Annotated in this window: 17 protein-coding genes; 14 read left to right on the top strand and 3 right to left on the bottom strand. The window is 61.7% G+C overall.

From position 1 onward, the window contains the following. Positions 1-217: 217 nt before the first annotated feature. Positions 218-838 (top strand): energy transducer TonB, encoded by a 621-nt coding sequence (locus tag I0K07_RS10720; RefSeq protein ID WP_203293214.1) that lies wholly within the window; start codon positions 218-220, stop codon positions 836-838. Positions 839-896: 58 nt separating this feature from the next. Here the strand turns inward: I0K07_RS10720 and I0K07_RS10725 are convergent, their stop codons facing one another. The 3 genes from I0K07_RS10725 to I0K07_RS10735 are packed head-to-tail and all read right to left on the bottom strand — an operon-like array spanning position 897 to position 4,875. Then, complete coding sequence (locus I0K07_RS10725; protein ID WP_420828486.1) at positions 897-3,143, bottom strand: S9 family peptidase; 2,247 nt, start codon at positions 3,141-3,143, stop codon at positions 897-899. 30 nt (positions 3,144-3,173) lie between these two features. Next, complete coding sequence (msrB, locus tag I0K07_RS10730) at positions 3,174-3,581, bottom strand: peptide-methionine (R)-S-oxide reductase MsrB (protein WP_203293218.1); 408 nt, start codon at positions 3,579-3,581, stop codon at positions 3,174-3,176. Beyond that, complete coding sequence (locus tag I0K07_RS10735; RefSeq protein ID WP_203293220.1) at positions 3,562-4,875, bottom strand: MFS transporter; 1,314 nt, start codon at positions 4,873-4,875, stop codon at positions 3,562-3,564. The genes msrB and I0K07_RS10735 overlap by 20 nt, the downstream gene beginning before the upstream one ends. A gap of 125 nt (positions 4,876-5,000) precedes the next feature. On the opposite strand from I0K07_RS10735, the gene I0K07_RS10740 reads away from it, so the two are divergent. The 13 genes from I0K07_RS10740 (at position 5,001) to I0K07_RS10800 (ending at position 14,902) form a co-directional block, all read left to right on the top strand. Beyond that, on the top strand, positions 5,001-5,432 hold the full coding sequence (locus I0K07_RS10740) for a DoxX family protein (protein ID WP_203293222.1): 432 nt from the start codon (positions 5,001-5,003) through the stop codon (positions 5,430-5,432). A 76-nt stretch (positions 5,433-5,508) separates the two neighbouring features. Beyond that, positions 5,509-6,597, top strand: a complete 1,089-nt coding sequence (locus tag I0K07_RS10745; protein WP_203293224.1) for a DUF2336 domain-containing protein — start codon at positions 5,509-5,511, stop codon at positions 6,595-6,597. Positions 6,598-6,719: 122 nt separating this feature from the next. Then, positions 6,720-6,974 (top strand): DUF2061 domain-containing protein, encoded by a 255-nt coding sequence (locus I0K07_RS10750; RefSeq protein ID WP_203293226.1) that lies wholly within the window; start codon positions 6,720-6,722, stop codon positions 6,972-6,974. A gap of 77 nt (positions 6,975-7,051) precedes the next feature. Further along, entirely contained in the window at positions 7,052-7,555 is a 504-nt protein-coding gene (locus I0K07_RS10755; protein ID WP_203293228.1) for a Na+/H+ antiporter subunit E, read from the top strand. After that, positions 7,555-7,872: an MrpF/PhaF family protein gene (locus I0K07_RS10760; RefSeq protein WP_203293230.1), complete on the top strand. Its 318-nt coding sequence runs from the start codon at positions 7,555-7,557 to the stop codon at positions 7,870-7,872. Before I0K07_RS10755 ends, I0K07_RS10760 begins: the two co-directional genes overlap by 1 nt. Then, positions 7,869-8,240, top strand: coding sequence for a monovalent cation/H(+) antiporter subunit G (gene mnhG, locus I0K07_RS10765; RefSeq protein ID WP_203293232.1), 372 nt, complete (start codon positions 7,869-7,871; stop codon positions 8,238-8,240). The genes I0K07_RS10760 and mnhG overlap by 4 nt, the downstream gene beginning before the upstream one ends. 6 nt (positions 8,241-8,246) lie before the next feature. After that, on the top strand, positions 8,247-8,816 hold the full coding sequence (locus I0K07_RS10770; protein WP_203293234.1) for a DUF4040 domain-containing protein: 570 nt from the start codon (positions 8,247-8,249) through the stop codon (positions 8,814-8,816). After that, positions 8,813-9,271 (top strand): Na(+)/H(+) antiporter subunit B, encoded by a 459-nt coding sequence (locus I0K07_RS10775; RefSeq protein ID WP_203293236.1) that lies wholly within the window; start codon positions 8,813-8,815, stop codon positions 9,269-9,271. Before I0K07_RS10770 ends, I0K07_RS10775 begins: the two co-directional genes overlap by 4 nt. A gap of 2 nt (positions 9,272-9,273) precedes the next feature. Next, positions 9,274-9,846 carry a cation:proton antiporter subunit C gene (locus tag I0K07_RS10780; protein ID WP_203293238.1) on the top strand — a complete coding sequence of 191 codons (573 nt, stop codon included), beginning with the start codon at positions 9,274-9,276 and terminating at the stop codon, positions 9,844-9,846. Further along, entirely contained in the window at positions 9,847-11,370 is a 1,524-nt protein-coding gene (locus I0K07_RS10785; protein WP_203293240.1) for a monovalent cation/H+ antiporter subunit D family protein, read from the top strand. A 3-nt stretch (positions 11,371-11,373) separates the two neighbouring features. Next, the gene (locus tag I0K07_RS10790) at positions 11,374-12,855 is read left to right on the top strand and encodes a proton-conducting transporter transmembrane domain-containing protein (RefSeq protein ID WP_203293250.1); all 1,482 of its coding nucleotides are present in this window, start codon (positions 11,374-11,376) and stop codon (positions 12,853-12,855) included. Beyond that, on the top strand, positions 12,852-13,154 hold the full coding sequence (locus tag I0K07_RS10795; protein WP_203293252.1) for a hypothetical protein: 303 nt from the start codon (positions 12,852-12,854) through the stop codon (positions 13,152-13,154). The genes I0K07_RS10790 and I0K07_RS10795 overlap by 4 nt, the downstream gene beginning before the upstream one ends. Next, positions 13,151-14,902 (top strand): Na(+)/H(+) antiporter subunit D, encoded by a 1,752-nt coding sequence (locus I0K07_RS10800; protein ID WP_203293254.1) that lies wholly within the window; start codon positions 13,151-13,153, stop codon positions 14,900-14,902. Before I0K07_RS10795 ends, I0K07_RS10800 begins: the two co-directional genes overlap by 4 nt. Positions 14,903-14,933: the final 31 nt, after the last annotated feature.

Consider the following 14,933-nt stretch of genomic DNA (forward strand, 5'->3'; position numbering starts at 1 on the left):
TGACCCTCCCTCTGCCCCATTTCGTCCCGCTTTCATCCCGGTTTGGCCCCGGTTTTCATTAAAATAAGCGATGTTGACGCGGTGTTGTCGCGTTTGCACCCCCGGCCGGACCGGAGCGCGCGTTGTGCGTTTCCGGTCCCTCGGCGGGTTTGTTGAAACGGGGATAGCTGTCTGGGGCCATGCAGGATCTCGCTAGAGAGGGGAGCCTGTCCTTCCAATGACGATCGCTTTGAATCCGGTGCGCACACCGGTCGTTCTTCCGGTTGCCGGTGCCGTCACCGTCGGCCTGTTTGTCCTGATGAATAACCTCATCGATATCGGTCCGGTCACGCCGGACCCGGTGGTGGAAAGACCACCCGTCCAGATCCGCTTCGAGCCGGAACCGGTCAGGATCGAGGATCGCTGGGAAAACATTGAAATCACGGAGCTTGATCCGCCGCCGCCCGTACCCCGCCTGGATATTGAACACTCCGCGGTGGAGGGCATGCCGGAGGGGAATAGCTGGACCCTGCCGCCCATCGAGGTTGCGGGGATAGAAATCGGATCCGGCCTCGCCAATATCGACCGCGCCCAGCCGGTTCCGCGCGTTCGCATCGACCCGATCTTCCCGGCCAGTGAGGCCTCGCGGGGCCGCTCGGGCGAGTGTTCGGTGACCTTCGACATCACGCCGGAGGGGCGGACAACCAATATCCGTCCGGGCACATGCACCAGCCGCGCTTTCGAACAGGCGACGATGAATGCCGTCAGCCGCTGGCGCTATGATCCGCAGGTGAGAAACGGCGAACCCGTCCTGTACCGGAATGCCGTGACCCAGCTGGTCTATAACCTTGATCAATAAATGAAAATGGGCGCCCCGACGGGGCGCCCATTCTGCTTCCGGTGGCTTTGCGCAGGGCCTATTCCGCCGCCAGCGCTTCCACTTCCTCATCGGCCAGGCCGACGACCATCAGGGTGAAAGCCCAGTTCAACGCAGTTTCCCGCAGACTGTCGAACCGGCCCGACGCACCACCATGGCCGGCCCCCATATTCATCTTGAGGAGAGTGAGTCCGTCATCGGTCCGCATCGTCCGGAGACGCTCCACGAATTTCGTGGGTTCCCAATAGGTTACACGCGGATCCGTGAGGCCGCCCGTGGCCAGGACATGGGGATAGTCCATGGCCTGGATCTGATCATAGGGGCTGTAGGCCTCGATGGTCTGATAGTCCTCCGTGCTCTCCAGCGGGTTACCCCATTCCGGCCATTCCGGCGGCGTCAGCGGCAATTCCGCATCCGACATCGTGTTGAGAACATCCACAAAGGGCACGGCCGCGATGGCGCCGGCGAACAGGTCCGGCGCGATGTTGATCGCGGCCCCGACGAGGAGACCCCCGGCGGAACCGCCATAGGCGACGATATTGCCCCGCGAGGTATAACCCTCGGCGGCGAGGGCTTCACCGGCAGAGACAAAGTCCCGGAACGTATTGGGTTTCAGCTCCAACTTGCCGTCCAGATACCATTGATAGCCATTGGCCATACCGCCGCGGATATGGGCGATGGCATAGACCATGCCGCGATCCACCAGCGGCAGCGGCGTCACCCGGAACGAGGCCGGGATGGTGATGCCGTAGGAACCATATCCATAGAGAAGCAGCGGTGCGGAACCATCGATCGGCGTGTCGCGGTGATAGAGGATGGTCACCGGGATCTGCACCCCATCATGACCGTCCGCCATGATGCGACGGACGACATAATCCTCCGGATTGTGACCGGAGGGGACTTCCTGCCGCTTGCGCAGAACACGCTCGCGGGACGCCATGTCGAAATCATAGGTTTCTTCCGGCGTGGACGGGCTCTCATAGGAGAAGCGCAGCGTGTCGGTCTCGAATTCATAGCCCGACGAAATGCCCAGCGAGTAGGCTTCTTCGTCAAAGGCGATGTCATAGCTCTCACCGCTCTCATAATTGAGCACAACAATGCGGGGCAGGGCGTTTTGACGCTCCATGCGGACCTGCCAATCCGCGAAGCCGATCAGGGCGTTGACCAGCGTGCCCGGGCGGTGCGGTACGAAGTCTTCCCAGTTTTCGCGGCCCGGTGCATCGAGCGGTGCCGAAACGATCTTGAAGTCGACAGCGCCGTCCGCATTGGTACGGAAGTAGAAGCGGTCGCGGGCTTCGGTGAGATAGTATTCGACCCCGTCTTCACGGGCCGAAATCAGCACGGGCTCCGCTGCGGGATCATTGGCGTCCAGCAGGCGGATCTCGTTGGAGGTATGGCCGCCCGCATTGATAACGACGTAGTTATTCCCGTCCGACAGGCCGACGGAGACGAAGAAACCGTCATCGGGTTCTTCATAGATCAGCTCGCTGGCACCGCCATTGCGGGACTGGCGATAGACCCGTTTGGAGCGGCCATTATCGTCACGCCACACCCAATAGAGGGTCTGGCTGTCATTGGCCCAGGTGAAATCGCCCGAGCTTTCATCCGTCAGCGTCGCGACAATGGCACCCGTCGCGATCTCGCGGATGCGGATTTCATAGTATTCCGAACCTCGGACATCGACGCCAAAGGCGACGTATTGGTGGTCCGGCGAGTGTTCCATGATGGAAAAGTCGAGATAGTCGAAATCGGCGGCCTCGACATCGCCGTCGACCAGGATTTCCTCTTCGCCAATGGCTTCACCGGTTTCCGGATCGAGCGGGCGCCGCGAATAGATCGGATACTGTCCGCCTTCGCGGTAGCGGGTGAAATACTCATAGCCGCCATCGCGTTCCGGCACGGAGCTGTCATCTTCCTTGATGCGTCCGCGGATTTCCTGGAAGAGCTGTTCCTGAAGCGCTTCGGTCGGCGCCATAACCGCATCCAGATAAGCGTTTTCGGCGTCCAGGAGTTCCCGGATATCACTGTCCAGCGTCTCCGGCTCGCGCATGACCTGCTGCCAGTTCTCGTCCTTGATCCACTGGTATTCATCCACGCGGGTGAAGCCCAGCTGCTCAATCTCCACCGGCCGTTGTTCGGCGACGGGGGCTTCCAGGCCCTGGGCCCGGGTGATCAGGGCGGAAACCGGTGTTTCGGTCGTCATCTCGCTCTCCTGGCTGCAGGCGTTCAGTGCCAGGGCGATCAGCCCGGCACCGGCAAGCCCGGCAAACTTGGTTGAAGTCATCATTCCCCCTTTAGGCCGCACCGGGCCCCTCTGCTAGCTCTCGTCCTCTGCCGGACGGAAGTCCAGGACAGTTCCATTGGTACAATAGCGCAGCCCGGTCGGTTCCGGACCATCCGGGAAAACATGGCCCAGATGGGCGCCGCAATTGGCGCAGTGGATTTCCGTTCTTGGCGCGATCAGCTTGTAGTCCGTCTTGGTGTCAACAGCCTGCTTGTCCGCGGCATCAAAGAAGGATGGCCAGCCGGATCCGGATTCGTATTTGTGGTCGGCCTCAAACAAGTGCTCGCCACAGACCTTGCAGTGATACTGGCCCGACCGCTTTTCGAGATTCAGCGGGTGGGTGAAAGCGTGCTCCGTGCCTTCCTCGAAGGCGATGGCATAGGTCAGCGGGTCGAGCTGCGCCTTGAGAGTCTCGATTTCGCTATCTGTCAGTTTCGGCATGGCCCGTCTCCTTGTCCGCGGGCGCGGCCAGATGGGCCTGGCCGCGTCTCACTGACAATATGGGCGTTGTCAGGCTGATGACCACTAGGACGACACCCAGCCCGATCGCCGGGAGAAGGGCGGACCATTGCGGGCCCAGCCCGCCGATCATGAAACCCATCAGGATGGCGCCGGCCGGCATGCCGCCGAACAGGCCCAGCTGGTAGACCGACATGACACGCGCCAGCTTGTCCGGTGGTGCCTGTTCCTGGACCACGGAGCGGGACAGGGAGATCGCCACGCCGGCACCCAGCCCCCAACAGAAGACGAGGACGTAGAGGGACCAGAAGGGCAGGGGCAGGGCGAAGGCTGCCGTTGCCAGAACGGTGACACCCTGGGCCAGGATCAGGGCGCGTCCCGGCTTCTCGATCTGCGGAAAAACAGCCAGGGCGACATTGGCGATGAAAGCGCCAATCCAGAAACAGACCATGAGGCTGGCGATTTCCTGGAAGCCGCCGCCATAGGCTTCGCGAATGACGAGGGGGATCAGCACGAGGAAGGCACCGCCCACAATCAGCAGGCCCAACACGATCATGATCGCTGTCATGGGCATCAGCACGGGCGAATGGATGACGGCGGAAATTCCGTCGCGCAGATCGTCAAGCGGATGCGCGGTCGACATGTTCCGCTTGGAACCAAGCCGGGGCAGGAAAACGGCCGAGAACCCACCCACAAGCAGACCGATCCCCTGGACCAGGAAAAGCGCGCCTGGTCCGGTAAAAGCCGCAACATATCCCAGGGCCATGCCGGCGATCTGGGCGCCGAACTGGACGGCGGACGCCATCACGACGGCCCGCTGCAAATCTATGCCGCCATGCCGGGTGCGAGCGGAAATCCGGACGATAGGATTGATGGCGCTATCGCGCGCCGGCATGACGAAACCGCCAGCCACACCGATCATCAGGGCAAAGGAGACCATGATCCAGTAGGACAGCCGGTCTGCCAAAAGCAGCCCGCCGAGCACGGCCGCTGCGACCCCGGCGAAGATGTAGAAATAGAAGATGATCCCCCGTCGGTCCGTGCGTTCGGCCAGGACACCGGCGAAGGGCAGGAGCAACATCATGGGGGCGGTCAGGGCTGCCTGGGCGATGCCGAGCCGTTCCGGGCTTTCGCCGAGCGTGAAGGTGATCACGCCGGGGAACAGCGTGGTCTGCAGCCCGAAGCTGAAGAACCAGGCGGCGATCAGAACCAGATAGGCCCCGAAAGGAGGAAGCCGGAGATTGCGATTGCCCGCGAGGGGGCGAAAAACTGGCAAGGTCTGAACTCGTTCGGAACCGACTGTGGATAGATCACCTGATTGTGTTCGGATGATCAACAAGGTGCGCTATCTCTAACAAGCTGAAGCGCTTAGGCAAGATGCGCATTATTCGGGAGGAAAACATGCGGTGGCTGCACATCGGATTGACCGGGCTTCTGGCCCTTTTCATGGTTTTCATGGGTGCACAGAAGTTCGGCGGAGCCAATCCGGTCTTCCAGTATATCGCGGAACAGTCCGGGATCGGGCTTTTCGAACCGGTTATCCGCATGGCAACTGGCGCAGCTGAAATTCTCGCCGCGGTGCTTTTGGTCGCGGGCCTGTTCGTCGCGGCCGTACGCTCCTGCGGCGGCATGTTGTCGGCGGCGATCATCGGCGGAGCCATCGTGTTCCACCTGTCGCCCTGGCTGGGGATATCCGCACCGGTCGCGTTTGATGCTGAAGGCAATTATGTGCACTCGCCCATGTTGTTCGGCATGGCGGTGGTCTTCTTCCTGATCTCGCTCGCCGTGATCTGGCTGACGCGGAAAACGGGCTCGCAGAAACCGGCGGCCTGACGCGCGGGAACACCACAATTCGTTAACGCCCACAGGGCATTCTGGGCATTGACCTGAATTTCGGGATCGAAGACGCATGGCCGACGCCCAGCCCCTAGACCTGACAGAACCCGTCGCGACGCCCAAGACGCGCGCCATACTGGCGCGGCGGCTGGCGGATATTGTCGGCCTGCCGTCCAGTCGTATCACGCCGCGCGAACGCTGGATTGTCGGCGATCTCCTGTATGATGTGATCCGCGCGAGTGAGCTTGAATTGCGTCAACGCTGCGCCCAGCGTCTGGCCGGGCTGAGTGACGCGCCGCATCGTCTTTTGCGGACACTGGCCTGTGACAAGTTCGAGGTGGCGGAACCCATTCTCGAGCAATGCCAGGCCCTGACCGATTTCGACATGCTGGAAATCGTCAGTGCCGGTTCGATGCAGCACCGATTGACCATTGCCAAGCGGGAAAACCTGTCTGAGACGGTCGCCGCCGCGCTGGCGGCCTATGGCGAGCCGCCGGTTGTCGAGCGCCTGTTGAGAAACAAGACGGCCAAGCTGGCCACGCCCACACTTGATCATCTCGTCGGGGCAGCCCTGGAAGAAGCCAATTATTCGCTGCTCCTGATCCGCCGCGAGGAATTGCGGCCGACCCAGGCCTTCCGCCTGTTCTGGGGCTGCGATCACATGAACCGGTTCCAGATCCTGGAACGCTTCGCCGTGGACCGCACGATCCTGCTTGAGGCGTCGGAAGACATTTTCCCGATGGCATCGGCGGAGAGCTGGTCGGATCCGATGGTGGCCCGGGTTCTGCGCTATATCGACCGGCGTCAGCGGGATCGGGAAGCCTCCGAAGTCAGTGCCTATGGATCGCTGGAAGGCGTTTGCGAGGCCATGGCACTGGATGGCGCGCGTCCGGAGATCGTGTCGGAAATCGCAAAGCTTGCGTCCATCGACCGCCGTCTGGTGATCCGGATGATCGAGGACATGGCGGGCGAACCCCTCGCGATCCTGTGCAAGGCAACGGGTCTGAAATGGCCCTCCTTCCAGAATATCTGGCGGGGGCTGGGGCGGCGTGAGGACAGCGACCCGTACATCCAGGCGCGCAAGGTCTATGACAGCCTGTCCGTGGAAAAGGCGCAGACGGTTCTGCGCTATTGGAACTTGTCCATGGAAGACAAGAATTAGCGCCGGTATTGCCCGCGGCTATGGCTGCAATCAAAACAATTCATGTCTGAACGCCCTGAAAAACTTTGAACAATCCCAATGTGAGAATTATTCTCAAGAATGAGTTTTTTGGAGTTTCAGACATGGCGCGACTGGCGCAATCCTGCCTTCAGGTTCTGACGCATGGCCATGGTCATTGCTCCGTCCTCAAGACGGTCACCTATGCCCTCATGCATTTGTGTGTGGCCATGTTGGTGGCCTTTGCCCTGACCGGTGATTGGCGTGCCGCCCTGGCGATCGGATTGGTGGAGCCCTTCATCCAGACATTTGCCTACTCCTTGCACGAACGCGCCTGGGGGCGGCGGTCGAAAGCCCATATGCAAACTGGGTGCATCTGACCCACCGGTTCATCTGGTCAAGGCTCGCCTCTCCCGCTAATAACCATGCGACAAGCGTTATCGCGCGGGGAGTTTCCATGTTCTACGGCGTCAGCCTCACCGCCTTTCTGGTGGCGCTCTGGCTTACCCTGTCAGGGCCTTTTACCCTGTCTGGCGATTATCCGATCGTCATGACGGTCGGGGTCATTTCCATTGCCGCGACCGTGGCTTTGACCTTCCGAATGCGAATCGTCGACCGCGAGACGGTGCCTGTGGGGCCCATGGTTCCCCTGTTCGCTTACTGGTCCTGGTTGGGCGGTGAAATCTTCAAAGCCAATCTGGCCGTTCTGCGCATGGTGATGAAGCCGGAGATCGACATGGAGCCGCGTCTGATCCGGGTTCCGGCCGAACAGCGCACGGATCTGGGCCGGTGCGTGTTTGCCAATTCGATCACCCTGACGCCGGGTACGGTCACCGTGGATATCGAGGATGACGGTTTCCTGGTGCACGCCCTCGATGGCGAATTCACTGATCCGGCCGGTTTTGCGGAAATGGGACAACGCTCCGATGTCGCGACCGATGGCCGCCGGGAGGCGAAATAATGGATGTTGTGACTTTCATCATTGCCCTGGGCCTTACCGCGTCCATGGCGATCATGCTGGCCCGTCTTTTCGCGGGCCCGACGCTTTATGACCGCGTGCTGGCCGCCAATTCCTTCGGGACCAAGACGGTGCTTTTCCTGCTCGTCTTCGCGGCCATCGTGGACCGCCAGGATGCAATCGATATCGCGCTGCTGTACGCCCTGATCAACTTCGTGGCGACCATCGCGATCCTGAAATTCTTCCGCTATCGCTCGCTGGAAATCGCCCTGGCGCAGATGTCGCTGCGCAAGGCGCTCGATGGGGAGTATGACGAATGAGCCCCGCCGAGATCTTTCACTACGTGCTGTTTGCGGCATCGGTGGCCGCCATGTCGGCTGGCCTCGTTTTCGTGTTGGCCGGCGCCATTGGTGTGAACCGCCTGCCGGACTTCTATACGCGCATGCATGCAGCCGGTGTCACGGACACGCTGGGCGCGGAATTGATTGTGCTGGGATTGCTGCTGCAATCGTCCGACTGGCAGACCTTCGCCAAGCTGGCGCTGGTCGGCCTGCTGCTCTTCCTGACCAGCCCAACGGCAACGCACGCCATTGCGAATGCTGCGCACCGGGCCGGGCACAAGCCGATGCTGTCACGCTTCAAGCCGGCGCATCCCAAGGATGCCGGCAAGCCGGCCGGGGAGGGGTGATCCACCATGCCGTCTGATCTGACCCAATATCTGGATTATGCCCTGATCGCGATGCTGCTGGCCGTCGGCTTTGCCATCGTGCGCCTGCGCAATCTTTTCGCTGTTGTCATGCTGACCGGCGTGTATTCGCTGCTGTCGGCGGCCTGGTTCGTCTCGCTGGACGCCGTCGATGTGGCTTTCACGGAAGCCGCTGTGGGTGCCGGTATTTCCACCGTGCTGATGCTGGGCGCGATGCTCCTGACCGCCCGCGAAAGCGAGCCGGCCGGGAAAAAGCGCCACTGGGCTGCCTTTGCTGTCGTTGCGGCGGCCGGCGCGGCCCTGTTCTTCGCCATCCCGGACATGCCGGTCTATGGCGATCCGGATTCGCCGGCGAACTCCTATGTCGGCATGGACTATATGGACCGCACGCCGAATGAGATTGCCGTGCCCAACGTCGTGACCGCTGTGCTGGCCTCCTACCGGGGCTATGACACGATGGGCGAGACGGTCGTGGTTTTCTCCGCGGCCCTCGGCGTGATGCTGCTGCTGGGCTTCGGCACGGGGCGGCGTGAAGAAGACGAGGAGGACGAGCTGTGAGCCCACACCTGATCCTTCGCATTGTTTCCAAGCTTCTGATCCCGCTGATCGTCGTGTTCGGTTTCTACGTGCACTTCCACGGCGATTTCGGTCCTGGCGGTGGTTTCCAGGCGGGCGTGATCATCGCCGTCGCCGTGATCCTCTATGCCCTGATCTTCGGCATGGATGAGGCGCGCCGCGCGGTTCCGCCCGTGGCTGTCCGCTATGGCGCGGCACTGGGTGTGCTGATCTATGTCGGCACCGGCGTCCTGACCATGTTCATGAATGGCGCCGGAGAGCCCCTGAATTTTCTCGACTATGACGCCCTGCATCCCGACCAGTCGCACCATAGCGGCCAGCACTACGGCATTTTGCTCGTCGAGCTGGGCGTGCTGACCACGGTGACGTCGGTGATGCTGGCGATTTTCTACGCCTTTGCCGGCCGCGTGCCGGACATCAAGGATGAGGATTGGTGATCATGGTGGAAATGCTTCTCGAGCGCTTCAACTACATCCCGATCATCATCCTGATGATGACGGGACTCTATGTCGTGATCGCGACCGGAAACCTGGTGAAACGGCTGGTCGGGCTCTCCCTGTTCCAGACGTCGGTCTTCCTGCTCTACATCACGATTGGCAAGGTCTTCGGTGGACAGCCGCCCATCCTGGCGGACGGACATGGTGATGAAGGTGGGCATGGTGCCGATGCCGGTTATGGCGCGGCTGAAAATGCGGCCCACTCTGCGGATGCGGCTGTCTCACATGCGGCTGAAGCGGCAGGTGATCACGGTGCCGACTATGGGGTCGAGCATGGCGCCGATCACGCTGCAGATGCCGCCCATGGCGTCGCGGACGCGGCCGGGCATGCGGCAGACGTGCTGTATTCCAATCCGCTTCCGCACGTCCTGATCCTGACGGCGATTGTCGTCGGTGTCGCCACTCTGGCCGTCGGCCTCGCCCTGGTGGTTCGCATTCGCGAAGCCTATGGGACGATTGAGGACGATGAGCTGAACGCAGCTGATTATTCTGTCGAGACCGGGGGTTCCGCCTAAATGGACATGCTGGCCTCTTTCCTTCCGGCGGGTGTTGCTCATCACGCGCCGGTCCTGATTGTCGTCGTGCCGCTGATCGCAGCGGCTGTCGCCGCCTTCATGCCCCGGGGCGTCATGGCCTGGAGTGTCGCTCTGGCCACGTCTGTGATCGTCGCGATCCTGGCCTTCGGCCTGCTCGGGCAAGTCGGTGCCCATGGCGTTGTTTCCTATGATGTGGGCGGCTGGGCGCCGCCGCACGGGATCGAGATCCGTCTCGACCGGCTGAACGTGCCGATCCTGCTTCTTCTCGGCGTGTTGGGTGTGCTCAGCCTGATCTACGCCCTGCCGAGCGTGGCGGACGAGATCGCCAAGAAGCAGCAGGCGCTGTTCTATTCGGCCTTCCTGGTCTGCTTTTCCGGCCTGATCGGCGTGACGATCGCCGGCGATGCGTTCAACGTCTTCGTCTTCCTCGAGATTTCCTCGATCGCCACTTACACCATCATCGCGATGGGGGTTGGCAAGGATCGGCGGGCGCTGACGGCGAGTTACAACTATCTCGTCCTGGGCACGATCGGTGCGACCTTCTTCGTGATCGGTGTCGGCTTCCTCTACATGGCGACCGGTACGCTCAACATGGCCGACATGGCGGCCGTGCTGGAGCAGAATGGCCATAATCGTGTCACGCAGGCGGCCTTCGCCTTCATCGTGGTCGGGCTGGGCCTGAAAGCGGCGATGTTCCCGCTGCATGTCTGGCTGCCCAATGCCTATGCGTTCGCGCCGAATTTCGTGACGGCTTTCCTGGCCTCGACGGCCACGAAGGTGGCCTTCTATGCGCTGGTGCGTTTCGTCTTCTCGATTTTCCACCCGGATGTGGCCTTCGTCTCCATGTCCTTCACCTGGCTGTTTGCCGTGGTGGGCGTGATCGCGATGATGGTGGCGTCCGTGCAGGCGGTCTTCCAGACCGATGCCCGGCGCCTGCTGGCTTATTCCTCGGTGGCGCAGGTCGGTTACATGATGCTGGGCCTCGGCATGGGCACCGCGGCGGGCCTGTCGGCCGGCCTTCTGCACCTGATGAACCACGCCTTGATGAAAGGCGCGCTCTTCATGGCGCTGGGTGCTTTCGCGCTGAATTTCGGCGTGCGACGGGTCAAGGATCTGGCGGGGTTGGGCAAGACCATGCCGGCCTCGGCCATGGCCTTTACCGTGGCGGGTCTGTCGCTCGTCGGCGTCCCGCTGACAGTCGGTTTCACCTCCAAATGGTATCTCGTCACCGCGGCGCTTGAGCGCGGATGGTGGTGGGCCGTCGCGGCTTTGATGATTTCTTCGCTGCTGGCCCTGGCCTATGTCGCGCGCCTTCTGGCCGCGATCTGGATGGAAAATCCGCCGAGCCATCATGGCGAGGTCGCGCAACGCCGCCTCGCGCCGTGGATGGTCCTCGTCCCGATGCTCATCCTGGCTGCTGCCAATGTGTATTTCTTCTTCCACGCCGACCCGCTGGTCGGTCTGGCCCAAGCGGCCGCCGATGCCGTGATGGGAGGACGCTAAGCGATGTGGACGCCTGAACTTTCCCTCGCCCTTGCGCTGGCGATCCCGGCACTCGGCGGCGTCGCCGTCGCCTTGCTGGGGCGCTATCCGAACCTGCGGGAAGCCGCGACGCTGATCTCGGCCGTCCTGCTGGCTTTCAATGTCGCCTATCTGGTGGAAGTGGCCCAGAGCCATCCGACCCTGGAACTGGCGACGTTGGCTCCGGGCCTTCACCTGGTCTTCCGGCTGGAACCGCTGGGAGCCGTCTTCGCGGCCGTGGCCTCAGGCCTGTGGATCGTGAATTCGCTCTATTCCATCGGCTATATGCGCGGCAATGGCGAAAAGAATCAGACCCGCTTCTATGTCTGTTTCTGTATCGCGATCGCCGGTGCCATGGGTGTGGCCCTGTCCGGCAATCTCTTGACCATGTTCCTCTTCTACGAGGTTCTGACCCTGTCGACCTATCCGCTGGTTACGCACAAGGGGGATGCCAATGCGAAACGCGGTGGCGCCATCTACCTGTCCATCCTGCTGGGTACGTCGATCGGTCTGCTCCTGCCGGCCGTGATCACGACGCATTTCCTCGCCGGATCGACGGATTTCGTGGCGGGCGGTCTGTTGGCCGTCAATGACGTCACCCCGGCCATCGCCGGCGTCCTCCTGGTCCTGTTTGCCTTCGGGATCGGCAAGGCGGCCCTGATGCCGGTCCACCCCTGGCTGCCCAACGCCATGGTCGCGCCGACCCCGGTTTCGGCCCTGCTGCACGCTGTGGCCGTTGTGAAGGCCGGTGTGTTCGCCATGCTGAAAGTCGGCGTCTACATTTTCGGCTCCGACCTGATCGCGGCCACTCCCGCATCGGATGCCCTGGCCTGGATTGCCGCCATCTCCATCGTGCTTGCTTCCGTCGTGGCGATGACCAAGGACAATCTGAAAGCCCGACTGGCTTTCTCGACCGTCTCCCAGCTGTCCTATGTGACGCTGGGCGTGATGCTGGCTTCGCCGCTGGCCATGCTGGGCGGGGCCTTGCAGATCGTGATGCACGCCTGGGGCAAGATCACGCTCTTCATGAGTGCCGGTGCGATCTATACCGCCACCAAGAAAACCGAGATCTCGCAAATGGCGGGTCTGGGCCGTTACATGCCCTGGCTCTTCATTGCCTACACGGTCGGTGCCCTGTCGATCATTGGTCTGCCGCCGCTGGGCGGGACCTGGCCCAAACTCTTCCTCATGGAAGGGGCTTGGGAGAGTGGCCATGGTCTCCTGATCGTGGCCCTGATCGCCTCGTCCATCCTGAATGTGGCCTATCTCCTGCCGATCTCGGCGCGCGCCTTCTTTGCGCCGCCTGAAGAGGCCGGCCTGAAGAAAAAGCCGCCCATGCTGGTCATTCTTCCGCCGGTCATCACGGCGTGCGGTGTGATCGTGCTCTTCTTCCTGATCGGACCGCTGCGCGACTATCTCGCGCCGGTCTTCCTGTCGTCATCCCTTGCTGCGGAGGCCGCCCCGTGAGCGATCAATCCGGCAAACATGATGAGCGTATCCACCCGGCCGCCCGGCCTTTCCTGTGGCTGGATGCGCCTTGGCTGAAATCCTCCATGATGTGGATCCTTCTGGTTCTCGCCGTGGGTTTTGCCGCTGTCGATTTCTTCCACCATCGCCATGAATATGTGCACCTGGCCGAGACCACGGGCTTTTATGCCCTGTGGGGGTTCGGCTCCTTTGTGCTGGCTGTGATGGTGGGCTGGTTCGTGATCCGGGGGCTGCTCGGCCGTTCCGAAGACTATTGGGACGGGGAGGGTGACCAATGATCGAGGCCTTCTACGACGTTTCTCCGGCTTGGCCGGTCATCATCGGCGGCCTGATTGCGGCTGCCATCCCGCATCATCTGGTTCGCAAGGGCCTTGCCCTGCTGGCACCGATCCTGGCCGGTCTGCTCTGGTTCAATGTGCCCAGCGGCGGTCATGTCGGCGGTGTGTTCGAACTGGGCGGTTTCGTGCTGGAAACCTTCCGTTTCGATGGCCTGTCCCGCATCTGGGGCCTGATCTTCATCATCGCGGCCTTCATCAACGGGCTGTACGGCTTCCATGAGAAGGACCGGGTCGCCGATGCAGCCGGTCTGATCTATGCCGGTGCCGGCCTGGGGGCCGTCTTCTCCGGTGACCTGCTTTCGCTTTTCTTCTTCTGGGAACTGACCGCGATTTCATCGGTCTTCCTGATCTGGGGTTCCAAGACGCAAGCGGCTTTCAAGGCCGGTCTGCGCTATCTGGCCATTCACGTCCTGTCGGGCGTGATGTTGCTGGCCGGTGCGGTCATCCATGCTTCTGAAACGGGAAGCTGGGCCTTCGATAACAGCCTTTCCGTGGACACGCTGGGCGGCCTGCTGATCTTCCTGGCCTTTGGCATCAAGTGCGCCTTCCCCTTCATGCACAACTGGCTGCAGGACGCCTATCCCAAGGCGACCGTGACCGGCGCAGTGGTGCTGTCGGCCTTCACGACCAAGCTGGCCGTGTATGCGCTGGCCCGCGGTTATGCCGGCACGGATATCCTGATCTGGATCGGTGCCATCATGACGGCCTTCCCGGTCTTCTTCGCTGTGGTGGAGAATGATCTGCGCAAGGTTCTGTCCTACTCGCTGAACAACCAGCTGGGCTTCATGGTGGTGGGTGTCGGTGTCGGTACCGAGCTGGCCATCAATGGGGCCGCGGCCCACGCCTTCGTGCACATCATCTACAAGGCGCTGCTTTTCATGAGCATGGGCGCTGTCCTGCATCGTGTGGGTACGGTGAAGGCCTCGGAACTGGGCGGGTTGTTCAAGTCCATGCCGGTGACGGCGGTGTTCTGCATCATCGGTGGTGCGGCCATCTCGGCCTTCCCGCTCTTCTCCGGCTTTGTCGCCAAAGCCATGACGCTGGCGGCCGTGGCGCATGAGCACCACTATCTGGTCTGGCTGATCCTGTTGTTCGCCTCGGCCGGTGTGCTGGAGCACTCGGGAATCAAAATCCCGTATTTCGCTTTCTTCTCGCATGATCGTGGTCACCGCGTCCGCGAGGCTCCGGCCAATATGCTGATGGCGATGGGCGTGGCGGCACTGCTCTGCCTCTATCTGGGCTGGCCTGACATGTTTGGCATCCCGGGCGGATACCGGGCGCTCTACAATCTGACGCCCTATCCTGAGGTGGCGAACGCTTATCCAATGTGGACCTTCGATCATGTCGTCGGGCAGATGCAGCTACTCATGGCGGCGCTCTTCGCCTTCGCCTTCCTGGTCCGGATGAAATGGTATCCGGATGAGAAGCGCTCGGTAAATCTGGACTTTGACTGGGTCTATCGCCGGGCCTTTGACGGGCTGGCGCGTTGGGGCTTTGCCATGTTCGGCCGGCTGTGGTCCTCGATCGGCAATCTGCTGGATGGAGTGCGCACGCGCCTGGGCGGACGCTTGTTCCAGACCTTCAGCCCGATGGGGGCTTTGAGCCGGGATATCCCCAGTGGTCTCCTGGCGATCTGGACCAGTGCCCTGTTGGCGATTGTCCTGCTGATCGCCTATTTGGCCCCTTAAACAACAAGGCCTTGTGGCAATAAAGAGCACC

This window comes from Maricaulis parjimensis (assembly GCF_016817355.1).
Classification (GTDB): domain Bacteria; phylum Pseudomonadota; class Alphaproteobacteria; order Caulobacterales; family Maricaulaceae; genus Maricaulis; species Maricaulis parjimensis.